Here is a 13,441-nt window from a genome sequence, read left to right as displayed (position 1 = left end):
ACTACCCCAGCTGCGTGCTGATGATGGCGACGACGGCGAGCAGGAAGGAGGCCGCGAGCGGCTCCTGGTAGCGGTAGAAGCGCAGCCGCGACTGGATGGTCTCGACCACGACGACGGCGAGCGCCACCAGCAGGAACTTCAGCAGGATGGCGCCCAGCGCGCCGAGCGCGCCGATAGCCGTGCCTTGGGCCGACAGGCCCCAGGGCAGGATAAGGACGTTGCAGAAAATGGTGTAGAGGATGAATTGCTTCATCATCGACGCCCATTTGATGAGCGCGAGCAGCGGCCCCGAATATTCGAGGACGCGCGCCTCCTCGATCATGTAGACCTCGATGTGGGTGCTCGAATGGATCGGCAGCCGATCCGTCTCGACCAGCAGAAGCACGAAGAAAGCGGCGACCAGGAAGAGATGCGCTGGGCTCCAGTAGACGGCCGGGCTGTCGACCAGCAGGTGGTTGACCACGAACGGGATCATCGCCTTGGCGAGCAGCGTGATACCGACGAAGACCAGGATCAGCGTAGGCTCGGCGAGGATGCCCAGCATGACGGCGCGGCTCGACCCGACGCCGCCATAGGCGCTTCCCGAATCGAGGCCAGCCAGCACGATCATGAAGGAGCCGAGAGTGAGAATAAGGCCGCCGCCGAGGATGTCGCCCATGTCGGAATAGGGCAGCGGAAAGTTCGTCAGCACCGGGATAAGGACCGGCACAGTCAGCATGCATGTGAACGCGACGACCGGCGCGATCCAGAAAATCCACGACGCGGTTCGCGGCACGACGATCTGCTTGCGGAACAGTTTCGCCAGATCGCGATATGGCTGGAAGACGCTCGGGCCTGCCGAGCGCTGCACGCGCTCCTCCGCCCACAGGATGAAGCCTTGGAGCAGCGGCGCGAAGGCGATCACCGTGAAGACCTGGCAGACCTGCAGGACGATCTCGCGCAGGCTCACGACACAGCCTCCGCGACGCTACGCGGTACAAATCCTGCGGCGCTTCCGGGTTTTGACCCGACTTCCCTGTCTGGAGATTTTCTCATAACTCCTCCGTGCCTTGGCGGCGCCTGGAGGAGTCATCAGCCCTGAGGGCGGTTAAAGGTGAACTCCATCACCTTGTATCGTGCGGGATAATATGGACCGCCTCGGATGGAAGTCAACCCGGCCGGGACAGGCGGCGCTTTTCAGAACGGATATACCCGTTCAAGCTCCTCTCGCTTCTGCACTTCGGTCCTGAGCGACCGGTAGGACCAACGGTCGCGAACCGGATCGTATCGAACCCAGACGGGCTCGAGCCAGAAGACGCCGAAGTCGTCTTCTGGCCAGACGGGATACCAAGCGTGCCATCGATGGTACGCCATCCGGTGGCCGCGACCAATGTCAGCGCGCGCCTTGGAATCGCTTCGGGCCATGCGGGGAACAAGCCAGTCTGCAGGCGCAATCAGCCCCATGGAGCGTTGCCACAGCCACTGGAGCGAAATTTTCAGCAATGCGGGAAGCATGATGCACCTCTCTCCACCTCACGGCGACGGGCGCATCCTGAAGGCAAAGCGGCCAACACGGCTCCCATCGCGATTGCGACAGGAGTCATCAGCCACCGAAGGCAATTTTGGGAGACTCCATTCCCGGCTTCACCGTACCAGAAAAACGGCCCCCCGCAAGACCGTCCGATGACATGACAGCTTCGCGCTATGCCGCGTTCCGCAAGGATTGCGGCGCGGCGCAGCGGGCCGTTGCCTCAACGAGGAAGAACCGCGTCCTCCGGCAGTCCCAGCGCGTGCGCGACACGGCTTAGCCTGGCTGAATCGCTGTCGTCACCGGATTCGATGCGCGCGATCTCGTCGGCGGCCAGCCCGCACGCGACCGCGCTCTTCCACGGTGTAGCCGACGAACTCGCGCATCGCCTTGACCGCGTTCTCTCCGGCGGAGATTGCCGTTGCCACGGCTTCCGGAACGGGATGGCTGTTGGACACGTCCTACCTCGCTTGTGAATAATCGTCCTGAACCGAGGGATGGCCCCGAAGCCGTCGCTTCGGCAAACCCCACGCCATTCCCGTCATTCGATCATGACAAGCGGCGCATACGTCTCGGGCCGACGGTCGCGGAAGAACTGCCAAGTGTCGCGCACCTCGCGGATCATGTCGAAGTCGAGATCGTGCACGAGAAGTTCGTCCTCGCCGCGGCTTGCGACGGCCTCGATCTGTCCGCGCGGGTTGACGAAGTAGCTTTGGCCGTAGAACTCCCCGATGTTCCATGGCCCCTCCTTCCCGACACGGTTGATCGCGCCGATATAGACGCCGTTTGCTGCGGCCGCGGCCGGCTGCTCAAGTTTCCAGAGATACTCGGAAAGGCCCGCCACGGTCGCGGATGGATTGACGATATATTCCGCCCCGTTCAGCGCCAGCGCGCGCCAGCCTTCCGGAAAGTGGCGATCATAGCAAATGTAGACTCCCAGCTTGCAATAGCGCGTCTCGAACACGGGGTATCCCGAAGCGCCAGGCTTGAAGAAGAACTTTTCCCAGAAACCCGCCACCTGCGGGATATGCGTCTTGCGGTACTTGCCGAGATAGGTGCCGTCCGCGTCGATGACGGCCGCGGTGTTGTAGTAAACGCCGGTCATAGCCTCTTCGTAGATAGGCACGACGATGACCATAGCGTGCTTCTTCGCGAAACCTTGCATCAGCTTCGTGGTGGGACCGTCCGGAATAGGTTCGGCTGCCGCATACCATTTCGAATCCTGACTCGGGCAGAAATAGGGTTGCGTGAACACCTCCTGGAAGCAAAGCACCTGGACGCCGGCCTCTCCGGCTTTCTCGATCAACGGAACATGGGCTTCGAGCATCGCCTTTGCGATCTCGGCGGGCGTATCGCCGGACGATCGCTTCAGGCCCATCTGGATCAGGCCGCCACGGATTTTAGGCATTCGTCTTCCTCCCTGCTCCGATCAGTTCAGCTACCTCGACGTTCCGTCAGCCGTTTCCGGCTCAGGCGCCGTCTGGAATATCGCGGTGTATAGATCGGCCCCGAAGCTCGTCGGCAGCGGCTTTTCCTCGCGAAGTCGGAAGCTCCTCTCGCCGTCTTCCCCGCGTTCGGCGCGCATGAAGAGGGTCTTCACGTCCTTGTCGTCGAAGAAGGCGCGCGCGAACTCGTACATATGCGAGACGAAGAAGACCATGATCTCGCGGTCAAGCAGGGCGAGCACGATCTGCCTGGCGATTTCCGATCCTTCCCGCTCGTTGGTCGCCGCAAACGACTCGTTGAAGAGCATCATCGAACGGCTGCGGATGCGGTCGGCGATACGGTCCATGCGCGCCAGCTCCTCGTCGAACTTGCCGCTTTTCATGCTGCGGTCTTCCTCGCGCTTGTAGTGGGTGAACAGTCCCGTGCGCAGGGACGAAGAGAAGACCTGCGCGGTGACGAACATCCCGCACTGCATCATCAACTGGGCAAGGCCAACGCTGCGCAGGAAGGTCGACTTGCCGCCGCGGTTGGCGCCGGTGATGACGACGAGCTGCTTGCCGTCAGCGTCGGCGTCGTTGCCGACCGCCGGCTGCTTCAGGGTCAGCGCCAAGCATGTGTCGCGCAGCTCGCGGCATGAGAAGATGCGGGGTTCGGACGAAGGCTCGGGGAACGTCGTGATCTCGTGGATGCGAGTCAACGCGTCGTGAAGGTTGAGGCAGCCGAGATAGAAGGCGAGCTCGGCGGCAAGCATCTTCAGGAAGCCGAAGACATGCTCCGCGGATTGCGAAAGAGCGTCGGAAATGAGGCCGAGGCCGCGGTTCTGGAGTTGGCCAAGAGCCTGCGCGCCCGCCTCGTCGCGCGGATGCAGTTGAAGGGTATAGCTCTTGGGCGCCGACGTAGTCAGCCGTTGGATCAGATGCGTGTCGCGCTCCTGCGGGTGCCTCAGCATGAAGTCGACGCCCTTGCCGCCCTCCCCCAGCCCGGCGCTTATCAGGACGCCGGACGAAAACTGGAGCTGCTCGAGATCGGAATTGACGGAAGCGAGATAGCCGTCGTCGAGGCTGTCGTTCAGTGTCTTGAAGAAGCGGGTGAAACCTGCCGAGCTGAAGCCCTTATAGTAGACGTTGCAGGTGTTGCGCAGCCGCCGCAGCACGTCGAGCGCGTCCTTCAATGTCCGCACCGAGGTCGAGACCTTCACCGACGGCTCGTCTCCGAACGGCCTATAAAGCCGGTCGTTCCTGCGGTTGAATGGCTCCTGGGCAAGCTCATAAAACAGTCGCACGACGTCCTTGTTCGCAAGGCAGTCTTTCAGGATATCCTGCCGATAGAGGATAGTGCCCATGTCGTTGCCCCACGCCCCGAACAGCGCCGCCTGCGCGATCTCTCTGAGATAGGGATCGCCGGCTGCCATCGCGTCCAGCAGAACGCCAAGCTCGATATCCTGCGCGTAGTCGTCGTTTTCCTTCGATTTCGGAACCGTGGCGTCGAAATCCCTGTCGGGATGCATGAGCAGCGTCTTCATGGCTTGATCCGGTCGCGCAGGCGCTCGTGGGTGACGTTGTGCTTCTCGGCCAGCGACAGCGCATAGGCGAGGCCATCGGCGGGCCTGCGCAGAATCTCGAAGGTGCGCACAGCCGGATTGTCGGGCACGACGGTGCTGACCATGCTCACCGTCTTCTCGCTAAGCGACGCCAGTTCGTCGATGAAGGTGACGCATACGCCGATCGCGTCGGTCGCCAGAATGCCGTCCAGCACTTGGCGGCTGAGGAATATCTGGTCCTGCAGGCTAGTCGAGTTGAAGATCTCGTTGAGGATGACGATGCTGTCGCCGGTCATCTGGCCGACGGTCTCATGCAGGTGCACAAGCTCGTCCTCCAGCTTGCCGCGCAAATTGGTGATGTCCTCCTCGCGCTCGAAATGGGTGTAGACCCGATCGGCGAGGAACAGCTTCGCCTCCATGCCCGGTACCGGGCAGCCGAGCCCGGCAAGGAAGTGGAGCTGGCCGAACATGCGCGCGAAGGTCGTCTTGCCGCCCTGGTTGGGGCCGGACACGACGATCAGGCGCTCCGGTCCGTCGAGAAGGAAGTCGTTGCCGACGACGGGTTTCTTCTCTCCGGCCAGCTTGGCGGCGAGCGCCAGGTCGAAGCCCTGCCGTACCGAGATCGACTTGTCGGAAGCCGAAACCTCGGGATAGCAGAAGTTCAGGCCTGCCTGCTTCAACGGTTCGACAAAGTGGAGATAGGCAAGGAAGAACTGGATTTCCCGATCGAACAGCGCCACGGTTTCGTCGATGAAATCGGCATGGCGTTTCAGGTGAGCTTCCAGAGCCGAGAATATCTCTGGGTACAGGTCGCCAATGAAATCCAGTATGCCTTCTTCGACATGATTCAGCGACGTGTCTGGCTTCTTCTCCTCAGACTCCTTTCCTTCGGGGTCGAGGTTCCTGAACCGTTCAAACTGGCTGCGAACCATAGCGCTGTAGTCGGCTTCTCCGGCGTATTTGCGCACCGTCACCTTGTCACCGTGGATGAGCATGCTGTAGCGAATGGCGGACAGCTTCTCGTGCATTTCGTCGGTCTCGGCGGTCAGCGCAGTGAACGGCAGAGACGCGACATAGCTGTCCAGATACCCACGCAGGTTCCTTAGGCCGCGCGAGCGCAGCCTGGCGTCGCCCAGATTTCCTGCGAAGCCCCTGACCGTGCCGCAATAACTCTGGATTGCCCCAAAGAGCACCATCTGGCGGTGGCGCTTGTATCGCACCTTCCCGGCGAATTCGAACTCCAGCCTGACCTTGCGCATCCCATCGCAGAAGGTCGGTATCAGACCCAGAACCTCGGGATCCTCCAAGTCGCGGAACACCTCCTGGCGATAGCGGACGACGTCTTCGTTGCGGTAGGTCGAGTAGAAGAAAGGACGGAGTCGACTTTCGTCGTACTTGGCGACAGCGCTCGCGATCACCTGGTCGAGATTGAGATCGACAAAGCAGCCCGGTTCGTCATCCATTTCGCGCCGTTCCCGTTCCGATCCAGGCGGAAACAGGATGCTTTCGAAAGGCTCCGCTTCGGCAGCGTCGAAAATCTCGGCGTGTCCGGAACCGCCTGGCGGCGGACGTTTCCCCGGCGGGGCTTGCCGCGGGGTCTGGCGAACCGCCAGTTCGCCAGTAGGGTTGCCGGGACCGACATCGTTATCCTGGTCGGGAACGCGCGCTGCGGGCATTTTCCAAAACCTCCTTTCCGTTCGGTGAACGGTCGGAGGAGTCATCAGCCGCAAGGCGCTTAAAGGCGAACTCCATCGCCTGCCCGGCACTATGTCGGGCTCCGTCCGAACTTGTCAATGGGCGGGTGGGCGATGGCGGTCCGGCCTTTCGGATCGGCATGGATGTCGGAAAGGTCCGTACGCCCCGCCCAGCCACCCTGGATTTCCGCCCGCAGCATCCAGTCGGCGTCGGCCAACAGTTCGGCAAGGCGCCCGGCTGCCTTCGCCCGCTCCGCCGCCGAGCCGTGCAACAGGCAGAGCTTGCAGGCGAGAGCCGCAATCCGCGCGTCCTTGTCGTGCACGAGGCTTCGCAGGCGCCGCCACGTACGTTTTGTACAGCCTATTTGCCAAACGAGTGCCAACGCGCTCCGTCGCTTGCGCCGGCTCGCATCACTCTCGACCTCCGCCGAGGGATATGGCGATGCTGCCACCGGAACGAGAAAGCGCAACGCGGCTCGGCCAAGGCGCAGTAGGGCCGCTTCGGCTGAAGGTCTTGCCGTGTCCTCTCCCAGCGCCAGGACGAGAACACGCGCTGCCTCGGGACGGTCGAAGCTGCCGAGAGCCTCGACCACGCCCGCGAGATACGAAAACTCGTGTCCAAGCCGCAACAGGAGCCGGAAGTTCGCATCGTCGCGACGCGCTTCCGCCAGGGCGCGCGCCGCCGCCTCGACAACCGCCTCGTCACCGAGACGCTGCATGGGATCTGCGGCCAGACGGGGAGCCGACAGGAAGGAGGCCAATACGTTGCCGCCTCCCAGTGCCTTGAGCGCCCTTGCCGCGCGGCATCTGGCCTCGAACAATCCGCTGGGATCGCTCCTGAGCAGCACGTCCTGCAAGTGGGGAATGGCGTCGTGCCCGCAAGCTATGACCGCGAGGACGCCGCGGTCGCCGTCATGTAGGGAACGCAGCAGGCCTATCGCGGCTTCGAGATCATGGTTTTCGTTCGACGACATGAGCGTCAGCCTCGCTTTCGGATTCGCGTCGGCTCGGAGCGACGCCCGTTTGTCCGGGGACCTGTGGCGCCTGCCGCGAAATTCACGTTGCGCAGGCCGGCGAGCAGGAAAAGCGCACGCTCGGCGGCGGTCTGCTCCTCCCTTGTCTCGAGAGGACGCCGCACGGCGTCGTGTTTCAAAGCGAAGGCGCGCATGTCTTCGGCGACGCGTTCCAGGAGCTCCACATGGTGCGCAGCCAGCGTCCGCAGCAAGGAAGAATCGTCCGCCAGGGCTTCCGCCAGCATACCGAGGTGCGTCAGGCACACTGCGGAGAGCCCGGTGAGCGTCTCGTCCGCGCTCTTCCGGAACCGGCCGGCCAACCCGCTAATGGCTCGCGCTTCGGCTTTGTCGCGGATCGCGCACATCGCGCAAGCGTCGTGCTCGGCAAGCTGAGCGGTTTCGACCGCCGACGCCACGAAACTGGAGCGGCCGGATGCGACCGCCTTTCGCAACTGTTCCGCCAACCGGTCGAGCAGCGGCGGGAAACCGACGCAGGTTCCGTAGGGCGAGGCTATCGCACGGTATTCCCAGATGTGAAACGGGCAGAAGCCCGAGCGGCCCGCGAACCGCTCGCGTTCGTCGCCCTCGGCAACCAGCCGGTACTGGTAGCGTCGGAGAAACTCCCACAGCGCCTCGTCGACACTCGCGCAAATCTCGCAAGAGCGCAGCTGACGCGCGCTGAAGGCTTCCCCCACCCTCGGGGCGGACCGCCTGCCTTCGACGCTCACTCCGAACGTCTTGCCCAACGCCTCGACCTGTCCGAGAAGGTCAGCGATCCCCGTCAATGGCGGCAGGCCTTCCAGCAACGAACGGACGCGATCGCACATCCGTGCCAGGAAGCGGCTTTGCTTGCGGTCGACGAGAAACTCCGCGAGCCGCGCCTCGAACTCCGGCATGCCGCTCGACGCGAGCAAGGACTGGTCACGCGAGAGCTTTGCAGCGATCGCGTCGCGCGCCGAGACGGAGAAGATTTCCGGCGCCGCGTCGCCGAAGCGCGCTTTCAGTTGCTCACGGACGAAATTCGCCGCCTGGCGCCGTTCGTCTTCCGACGCGAGATCTTGCTTGTTGATTATCACGAAGACCTGCAGGCCGGACCCCATGGTCTCCAGGGACCGGATTTCTTCTTCGGACAGTGGGCTTTCGTAGCTGGTGACAAGCACGAGGGCGTCGGCTTCGGGGAGGAAGGATTCGGTGGTCAGCGTATTTTCGGCAATGGCCGATCCCAGTCCCGGCGTGTCGATGAAGTGAAAGCCTCTGCGCAGGATCTGCGCGGGCAGTTCGATGTTGGCCGTCGCGATCCCAAGTTCGTTTCCGGGATTGCCCTCTTGGGTAACGTAGCGGGACAGGTCCTCGATCGAGACCGGGATATCCAGATGCTTTCCTCGATAGCGCAGGATCACCTTCTCGCTGGTGCCGTAGCCGACCGTCGTAACGACGGAAGTAAGCGGCACGATGCCCGTCGGCAGGCGGTCGGTTCCCAGGATGGCGTTCATCAGGGACGACTTGCCGCGGCTGAAGCGTCCGATGAATACGAGGTTGAACCTGTCTTCCGCCAGCCTGGCGAACAGATCCCGGAACCTGTCCTCTATTTCCCCGCCGTGATCGCCTTTCGCCAGCGTCGCGGCCGACCGGAGGATTTCCGCCAAGGCGAATTTGGCCCGTTCGTATTCGCGCAGATCCATAGCGACCTTCCTGCCTCGGCGGCCACGGATGGCGCGCCGTCCAAACGGCAGGAGTCATCAGCTATCGGGCATGTCGGGGGACTCCATCCCTTGCCGAAGATAGGAACGCACGAGCCTCGCGGCAATCTCCGACAGATTTTTGTGACCTTCGCTACCGCACTCTTGATGCGGCACGGCACACGCCCTAACGTAGCCGCGGGGATGGGGTCCCCCATTGAACGCCATTCGTGGCTGATGACTCCTGCCAGTCGGAACGACGGCAGGAATCCGTTTCATCCTGCCAAAATCCGACGTAGCCGGCGGCGAGGACGGTCGATTTCGACCGTTCGTGCGCAAGCGACCTTGGGAGGTATCGCCGCCGGCCGACAACGGGCTTGAAAGCGGACAGGGCAGGTCCCCCGTTCTGTCCGTCCATGCTTGGATTGCCTCCAGCCGATCAGGGCGATCCAGCGGTCTGTTGTTCACTGGCGGCCCGAGGAGCCCTCTCCCTTGGGCCGCCTTTTTCTTCCGCCTGGGACGAGGGAGCGCCCGCGACGATCAAATGGCGATTGACACCCGCGTGCGGTGCCCCTACGCCATCCCATGGGGATGGAGTGCCCCCGTAACCGCCGCTCGGCTGATGACTCCTACGTCCGTCAAACTCCCGAATCCCGGCTCACGCCCGGTTCGGCGACCGAGCGAGAGCAGGTATGAATTTCGATGCGATTTCGATAGGCGCGCGCGCTCCCAAGGAAGTGAACGTCGTCATAGAGGTTCCTATCGGCGGCGAGCCCATCAAGTACGAGATGGACAAGAAGTCGGGAGTTCTGGTCGTCGACCGGTTCCTGCATACGCCGATGCGGTACCCGGGCAACTACGGCTTCATTCCAAAAACCTTGTCGGCCGACGGCGATCCCTGCGACGTTCTCATCGCCAACAGTCGCCCGCTCATCCCGGGCGCCGTTATCGCAGTGAAACCGATCGGCGTTCTCCTGATGCAGGATGAGGCAGGCCCCGACGAAAAGATCATCGCAGTCCCCACGAGCAAGATAACCCGCCGATACGAACAGATAGAAGAAGCAGAGCAGCTGCCGGAGATAGCGCTGAAACAAGTCCAGCACTTTTTCGAGCATTACAAGGATCTCGAGCCAGGCAAGTGGGTCAAGATCGTCGGCTGGGGAGACGCTGCGGAGGCCAGGAGGCTGATCAGCGAGGCGCACGCGCGCTATCGAGGGCACTGGTAGCTTCGTGCCTGCGAGCCGGAGACTTCATCGCCGTCGGCCGGCCAAATCGAGTTGCCGGGCGCGTTTGCCTCGGAAGTAGGCCTTGATCCAAAGCTCCTCGCTCCGCAGCATATCCTCGATCGTCCCCTCGAGGATCACTCTCCCGTCGCCCAGCACGGCCACCCGGTCGCATACCGAAAACAGGCTGTCGAGATCGTGGGTCACCATGTAGACGGTGAGCCCCATCGTTTCCCGCAGCTTCGCAACCAGCTCGTCGAATTCCGCCGCGGCGATGGGATCGAGGCCGGACGTCGGCTCGTCCAGGAACACGATTTCAGGATCGATCGAGAGGGCGCGGGCAAGGGCGGCGCGCTTGATCATGCCCCCGGACAGTTCCGACGGAAACTTTAGCGCATCGCCGGGACTCAGCCCGACCAGTTCGATCTTGAGCAGCGCCAGTTCGTCCATCAGCGGCTTCGGCAGATCGAGGTACTCACGCATCGGCACCTGGATGTTCTCCAGCAGGTTCAACGACGAGAACAGCGCCCCGTGTTGGAAAAGAACACCAAGGCGCATGTCGATACGGAGCCGTTCCTCATCAGCCAACCTGTCGATGTCGAAGCCAAACAGGCGGATCGTGCCGGACGTTTTCCTATGGAGTCCGAGCACAGTTCTCAGCAGGACCGACTTGCCGCCGCCTGTCGCACCTACGAAGCCGAGTATTTCTCCCCGGAAGACGTCGAATGAGACCCCGTCGAGCACGACGGCGTCGCCGAACGAGACGGACACGTCGCTGACGGACAGCACGACATCTCGCTCGCGTTCTTTCGGCTTGGGAAACGTCATGGACGTGGGTGAGATGCCATCCATTCGACACCTGCCCCGTCGCCGCGCTTTCGAGGGCGGCGACGGTCGCAAGACGCGGCTGCCCGCTTACGCGGCAATGCGCGTCATGGGGGCGGTTTCGACGGATCGTGACCTGACGCTATTCGGCGGGGGCCACGCCCATGACCTCCGACGGAAGCGTTACGGGCGCGGCCTGCCTCCTGAACCTGCGCCACGCCATCCTGATGTCGCGGAACAACCGGACCCAGGCGTTCGGTTCGGCGAAATGCGACGCGAAGTCCCGGTCGATCTCCAGCGGCCGCCAGTAGTATTCGTGCCAGGCCTTGAAAGCGGTGTGGAGCTGTTCCCCCTGCTCCCGGGCCACCGCCTGGCCCGTGCAACTGCAGCGGGCGTCGATGACGACCTTTCCCTTGCGGTCGAAGCGGAAGAGATGCCGGCTGGGAACATGGCGCAGCCAGCCTTGCTTGAATTCAAAATCCGAAGGCTGGAACCGCAGCGCCTCGATCATCGGCGCCACATCGAGGTAGTAAGGCTGGTACACTGCTGCATAGTTCGGGTTGGCGGTAGTCATCTGGTTCTCCATCCTCTGCCTAGGCGCGCGCGAGGACGATCGTCGGTCCTTCGCGGCGATTGCCAAACCTGCGGTGATCGAAGGAGAAAGTACGCCTTGCGCGATAACCCGCTCCTGCCGTGACTGTCACCACAGCAGGAGTCATCAGCCCGAGGCGATTTGCGGGAGACTCCATTCCCTTGGCCGGGAGCCTAGCATCACAAGGTGGCCATCGCAATGCGGGTCAGGCCCTCGGCGGTGATCAAGCTACCGTGAATTGCCTCTCAGATGGGTGTCGAACTCTTTCAGGACAGCCACGTAGAGCGGCCGTTTGAAAGGGACGATCAACCGGACCAGCTCTTCGGCTGAGACCCATTTCCATTCCGAGAATTCCGGGTGCTCCGCGGCAACGTCGATGTCGGAATCCTCGCCGATAAATCGCATGAGGAACCATTTCTGCGTCTGGCCATGCCAGCTCTCATGACCGCGGCGTTTCACCACCTCGTCCGGCAGATCGTACTGGAGCCAGGAATCGGTGCTGGTCACGATCTCGACCTGCGATGTCCCAAGTTCCTCACGCAGTTCGCGGAGCGCCGCATGCTTCGGGCTTTCGCCTTCTTCGATGCCGCCCTGCGGCATCTGCCACGCTTCCCCCGACCGATCCATGCGCCGGCCTACGAAGATCGCGCCGTTTCGATTCATGAGCATAATGCCAACGCCCAGACGATACCTCCTGCTTGACGGCGGGAGAGAGGGCGAACGGTCCGCGTCGTCCTGCGGAGCTGTGCGCGCTTCGCGGATGTTTGTCGAGGCCTCTTCCAGAAGCGCCTTCAAGGCCCGCTCGTCGACCTTGTCCGCCCGCATGACGAGCCGGACGATCTGGTCGGACAGAATTTCCTGAAGGCTCGGTTCGTCCATATGGTCGCCTCCTGCGCTCGGCCACAACGGCACGTTTGAAGCAGCAGGAGTCATCAGCCACGGGGCGGTTCAAGGAGGACTCCATCTCCTGCTTCGATCATACCGGAAACCCTTGACCAAGCAACCTGAGCGCACCAACCCGCAATCCAGGCGCCGCGATCCATCTACCGTCGTGCCCTCTTCAATGCATCACGAGAAGAGGCAACCTGGTCGCGGCGAATATCTGGTTCGTCGTGCTGTCGAACAGCCATTCGAGCACCATGCCGAACCGATAGGCTCCCATGACAAGGCCGCTCGCATGCACCTCGTCGGCGCGGCGCAGTATATGCGCGCCCGCATGCTCGCCAGGCAATCGGGGACCAAGCCTGCATATTTCCGGAACGATTCCGTTCCTGCGAAGCGCCTCCACCGCTTCGTCGACCGGGTAGGCTTCGCTAGCCGGAATGACGCTTACCCTGTTTGCCGCGCGTAGTCAGGGCATCGCGTAGCGAAGCGCTCGTCTAGTCGGCACTTCCAGCCGCCAGACCACCGCCAGATGTTCGGTAAAGGCGTGGCGTCGCACCGAGCCATCCGGGACGAACAGGACAGGCTTGTGGGTGTCAAACAGGGCTGCGTGGAGCGCGTCGCCGGAATCGAGATTGTGCGGACGGGCGACGACGATCAAGTCCGCTGCCTCCGCTTCACGGTCGAGCGTGGCCTCCACGGGACCGACCTGATGAAGGTAGCGGGCAGCCTCCGAACCGCTGAAGGCAATCCACTGGTCGAATGCCTGGCGAACGCGCGTGGCGCGGTCGCGTGAAGTCCCCTCCTCCGGAACGCGCAGGCGCTGAAGCGAGACTTCCTCGGGCGAACTGAAGATATGGGACGGATCGGCCTCGACGTGCAGCGCCGTCAAGGTCGCGCCGAGTTCGATCCTTGCGGCTTCGGCGGCAAGCGCAAGGCATTGCCGCGCCGTCTGCGCTTCTTCGAGAACCGCCAAGATCCTCGTGACCCTGGGCCCGGCAAAGGTGGTTTCGGTGTCTCGAGCGGCGGTTTTTCCCATT

At 62.7% G+C, this 13,441-nt stretch carries 14 protein-coding genes and 7 riboswitches; of the genes, 1 reads left to right on the top strand and 13 read right to left on the bottom strand.

Features of this window, described 5'->3' with window-relative positions:
- Position 1: 1 nt before the first annotated feature.
- The 8 genes from E6C48_RS06040 to E6C48_RS06005 all read right to left on the bottom strand — a co-directional run bounded on the left by E6C48_RS06040 (position 2) and on the right by E6C48_RS06005 (position 8,882).
- Positions 2-949 carry a respiratory chain complex I subunit 1 family protein gene (locus tag E6C48_RS06040; protein WP_136355110.1) on the bottom strand — a complete coding sequence of 316 codons (948 nt, stop codon included), beginning with the start codon at positions 947-949 and terminating at the stop codon, positions 2-4.
- A 106-nt stretch (positions 950-1,055) separates the two neighbouring features.
- A riboswitch (Fluoride riboswitch) is annotated at positions 1,056-1,117 on the bottom strand.
- 59 nt (positions 1,118-1,176) lie between these two features.
- Positions 1,177-1,494: a hypothetical protein gene (locus tag E6C48_RS06035; protein WP_136355107.1), complete on the bottom strand. Its 318-nt coding sequence runs from the start codon at positions 1,492-1,494 to the stop codon at positions 1,177-1,179.
- A 72-nt stretch (positions 1,495-1,566) separates the two neighbouring features.
- Positions 1,567-1,628, bottom strand: a riboswitch (Fluoride riboswitch).
- Positions 1,629-1,806: 178 nt separating this feature from the next.
- On the bottom strand, positions 1,807-1,965 hold the full coding sequence (locus tag E6C48_RS06030; protein ID WP_230978680.1) for a hypothetical protein: 159 nt from the start codon (positions 1,963-1,965) through the stop codon (positions 1,807-1,809).
- Positions 1,966-2,048: 83 nt separating this feature from the next.
- Positions 2,049-2,915, bottom strand: coding sequence for a nitrilase-related carbon-nitrogen hydrolase (locus E6C48_RS06025; RefSeq protein WP_136355105.1), 867 nt, complete (start codon positions 2,913-2,915; stop codon positions 2,049-2,051).
- Between the two features lie 30 nt (positions 2,916-2,945).
- Positions 2,946-4,475: a MutS-related protein gene (locus E6C48_RS06020; protein ID WP_136355103.1), complete on the bottom strand. Its 1,530-nt coding sequence runs from the start codon at positions 4,473-4,475 to the stop codon at positions 2,946-2,948.
- Positions 4,472-5,956, bottom strand: a complete 1,485-nt coding sequence (locus E6C48_RS06015; RefSeq protein WP_136355906.1) for a MutS-related protein — start codon at positions 5,954-5,956, stop codon at positions 4,472-4,474. Before E6C48_RS06015 ends, E6C48_RS06020 begins: the two co-directional genes overlap by 4 nt.
- 241 nt (positions 5,957-6,197) lie before the next feature.
- Positions 6,198-6,258: riboswitch (Fluoride riboswitch) on the bottom strand.
- A complete protein-coding gene (locus E6C48_RS06010; RefSeq protein WP_136355101.1) occupies positions 6,259-7,044 on the bottom strand; it encodes a hypothetical protein in 786 nt (261 codons plus the stop codon).
- A 122-nt stretch (positions 7,045-7,166) separates the two neighbouring features.
- Positions 7,167-8,882: a dynamin family protein gene (locus tag E6C48_RS06005; RefSeq protein WP_136355099.1), complete on the bottom strand. Its 1,716-nt coding sequence runs from the start codon at positions 8,880-8,882 to the stop codon at positions 7,167-7,169.
- 188 nt (positions 8,883-9,070) lie between these two features.
- A riboswitch (Fluoride riboswitch) is annotated at positions 9,071-9,133 on the top strand.
- A 324-nt stretch (positions 9,134-9,457) separates the two neighbouring features.
- Positions 9,458-9,518: riboswitch (Fluoride riboswitch) on the top strand.
- 53 nt (positions 9,519-9,571) lie between these two features.
- Here E6C48_RS06005 and ppa point away from each other — a divergent pair.
- Positions 9,572-10,105: an inorganic diphosphatase gene (ppa, locus tag E6C48_RS06000; RefSeq protein WP_136355097.1), complete on the top strand. Its 534-nt coding sequence runs from the start codon at positions 9,572-9,574 to the stop codon at positions 10,103-10,105.
- A gap of 24 nt (positions 10,106-10,129) precedes the next feature.
- Here the strand turns inward: ppa and E6C48_RS05995 are convergent, their stop codons facing one another.
- The 5 genes from E6C48_RS05995 to E6C48_RS05975 all read right to left on the bottom strand — a co-directional run bounded on the left by E6C48_RS05995 (position 10,130) and on the right by E6C48_RS05975 (position 13,440).
- Positions 10,130-10,954 (bottom strand): ABC transporter ATP-binding protein, encoded by an 825-nt coding sequence (locus E6C48_RS05995; RefSeq protein ID WP_136355095.1) that lies wholly within the window; start codon positions 10,952-10,954, stop codon positions 10,130-10,132.
- Positions 10,955-11,069: 115 nt separating this feature from the next.
- Positions 11,070-11,501 carry a hypothetical protein gene (locus E6C48_RS05990; protein WP_136355093.1) on the bottom strand — a complete coding sequence of 144 codons (432 nt, stop codon included), beginning with the start codon at positions 11,499-11,501 and terminating at the stop codon, positions 11,070-11,072.
- A 128-nt stretch (positions 11,502-11,629) separates the two neighbouring features.
- Positions 11,630-11,689, bottom strand: a riboswitch (Fluoride riboswitch).
- 58 nt (positions 11,690-11,747) lie between these two features.
- On the bottom strand, positions 11,748-12,398 hold the full coding sequence (locus E6C48_RS05985) for an RNA pyrophosphohydrolase (RefSeq protein ID WP_230978679.1): 651 nt from the start codon (positions 12,396-12,398) through the stop codon (positions 11,748-11,750).
- A gap of 37 nt (positions 12,399-12,435) precedes the next feature.
- Positions 12,436-12,496: riboswitch (Fluoride riboswitch) on the bottom strand.
- A gap of 83 nt (positions 12,497-12,579) precedes the next feature.
- On the bottom strand, positions 12,580-12,750 hold the full coding sequence (locus tag E6C48_RS05980; RefSeq protein ID WP_136355091.1) for a universal stress protein: 171 nt from the start codon (positions 12,748-12,750) through the stop codon (positions 12,580-12,582).
- 120 nt (positions 12,751-12,870) lie between these two features.
- Positions 12,871-13,440 (bottom strand): hypothetical protein, encoded by a 570-nt coding sequence (locus E6C48_RS05975; protein WP_136355089.1) that lies wholly within the window; start codon positions 13,438-13,440, stop codon positions 12,871-12,873.
- Between the last annotated feature and the right edge of the window lies 1 nt (position 13,441).

Source organism: Ollibium composti (genome assembly GCF_004801285.1).
GTDB lineage: Bacteria > Pseudomonadota > Alphaproteobacteria > Rhizobiales > Rhizobiaceae > Mesorhizobium > Mesorhizobium composti.
Note: the sequence above shows the minus strand (reverse complement) of the source record. Positions and strands in the feature narration are given on the sequence as shown.

What these genes read in the sequence shown, in the direction of transcription:
- E6C48_RS06035 (WP_136355107.1), bottom strand. Translation starts at nt 1,494, where the DNA reads ATGCTTCCCGCATTGCTGAAAATTTCGCTCCAGTGGCTGTGGCAACGC.
- E6C48_RS05995 (WP_136355095.1), bottom strand. Translation starts at nt 10,954, where the DNA reads ATGGATGGCATCTCACCCACGTCCATGACGTTTCCCAAGCCGAAAGAA.
- E6C48_RS06015 (WP_136355906.1), bottom strand. Translation starts at nt 5,956, where the DNA reads ATGGATGACGAACCGGGCTGCTTTGTCGATCTCAATCTCGACCAGGTG.
- ppa (WP_136355097.1), top strand. Translation starts at nt 9,572, where the DNA reads ATGAATTTCGATGCGATTTCGATAGGCGCGCGCGCTCCCAAGGAAGTG.
- E6C48_RS06025 (WP_136355105.1), bottom strand. Translation starts at nt 2,915, where the DNA reads ATGCCTAAAATCCGTGGCGGCCTGATCCAGATGGGCCTGAAGCGATCG.
- E6C48_RS05990 (WP_136355093.1), bottom strand. Translation starts at nt 11,501, where the DNA reads ATGACTACCGCCAACCCGAACTATGCAGCAGTGTACCAGCCTTACTAC.
- E6C48_RS06020 (WP_136355103.1), bottom strand. Translation starts at nt 4,475, where the DNA reads ATGAAGACGCTGCTCATGCATCCCGACAGGGATTTCGACGCCACGGTT.
- E6C48_RS06005 (WP_136355099.1), bottom strand. Translation starts at nt 8,882, where the DNA reads ATGGATCTGCGCGAATACGAACGGGCCAAATTCGCCTTGGCGGAAATC.
- E6C48_RS05975 (WP_136355089.1), bottom strand. Translation starts at nt 13,440, where the DNA reads ATGGGAAAAACCGCCGCTCGAGACACCGAAACCACCTTTGCCGGGCCC.
- E6C48_RS05985 (WP_230978679.1), bottom strand. Translation starts at nt 12,398, where the DNA reads ATGGACGAACCGAGCCTTCAGGAAATTCTGTCCGACCAGATCGTCCGG.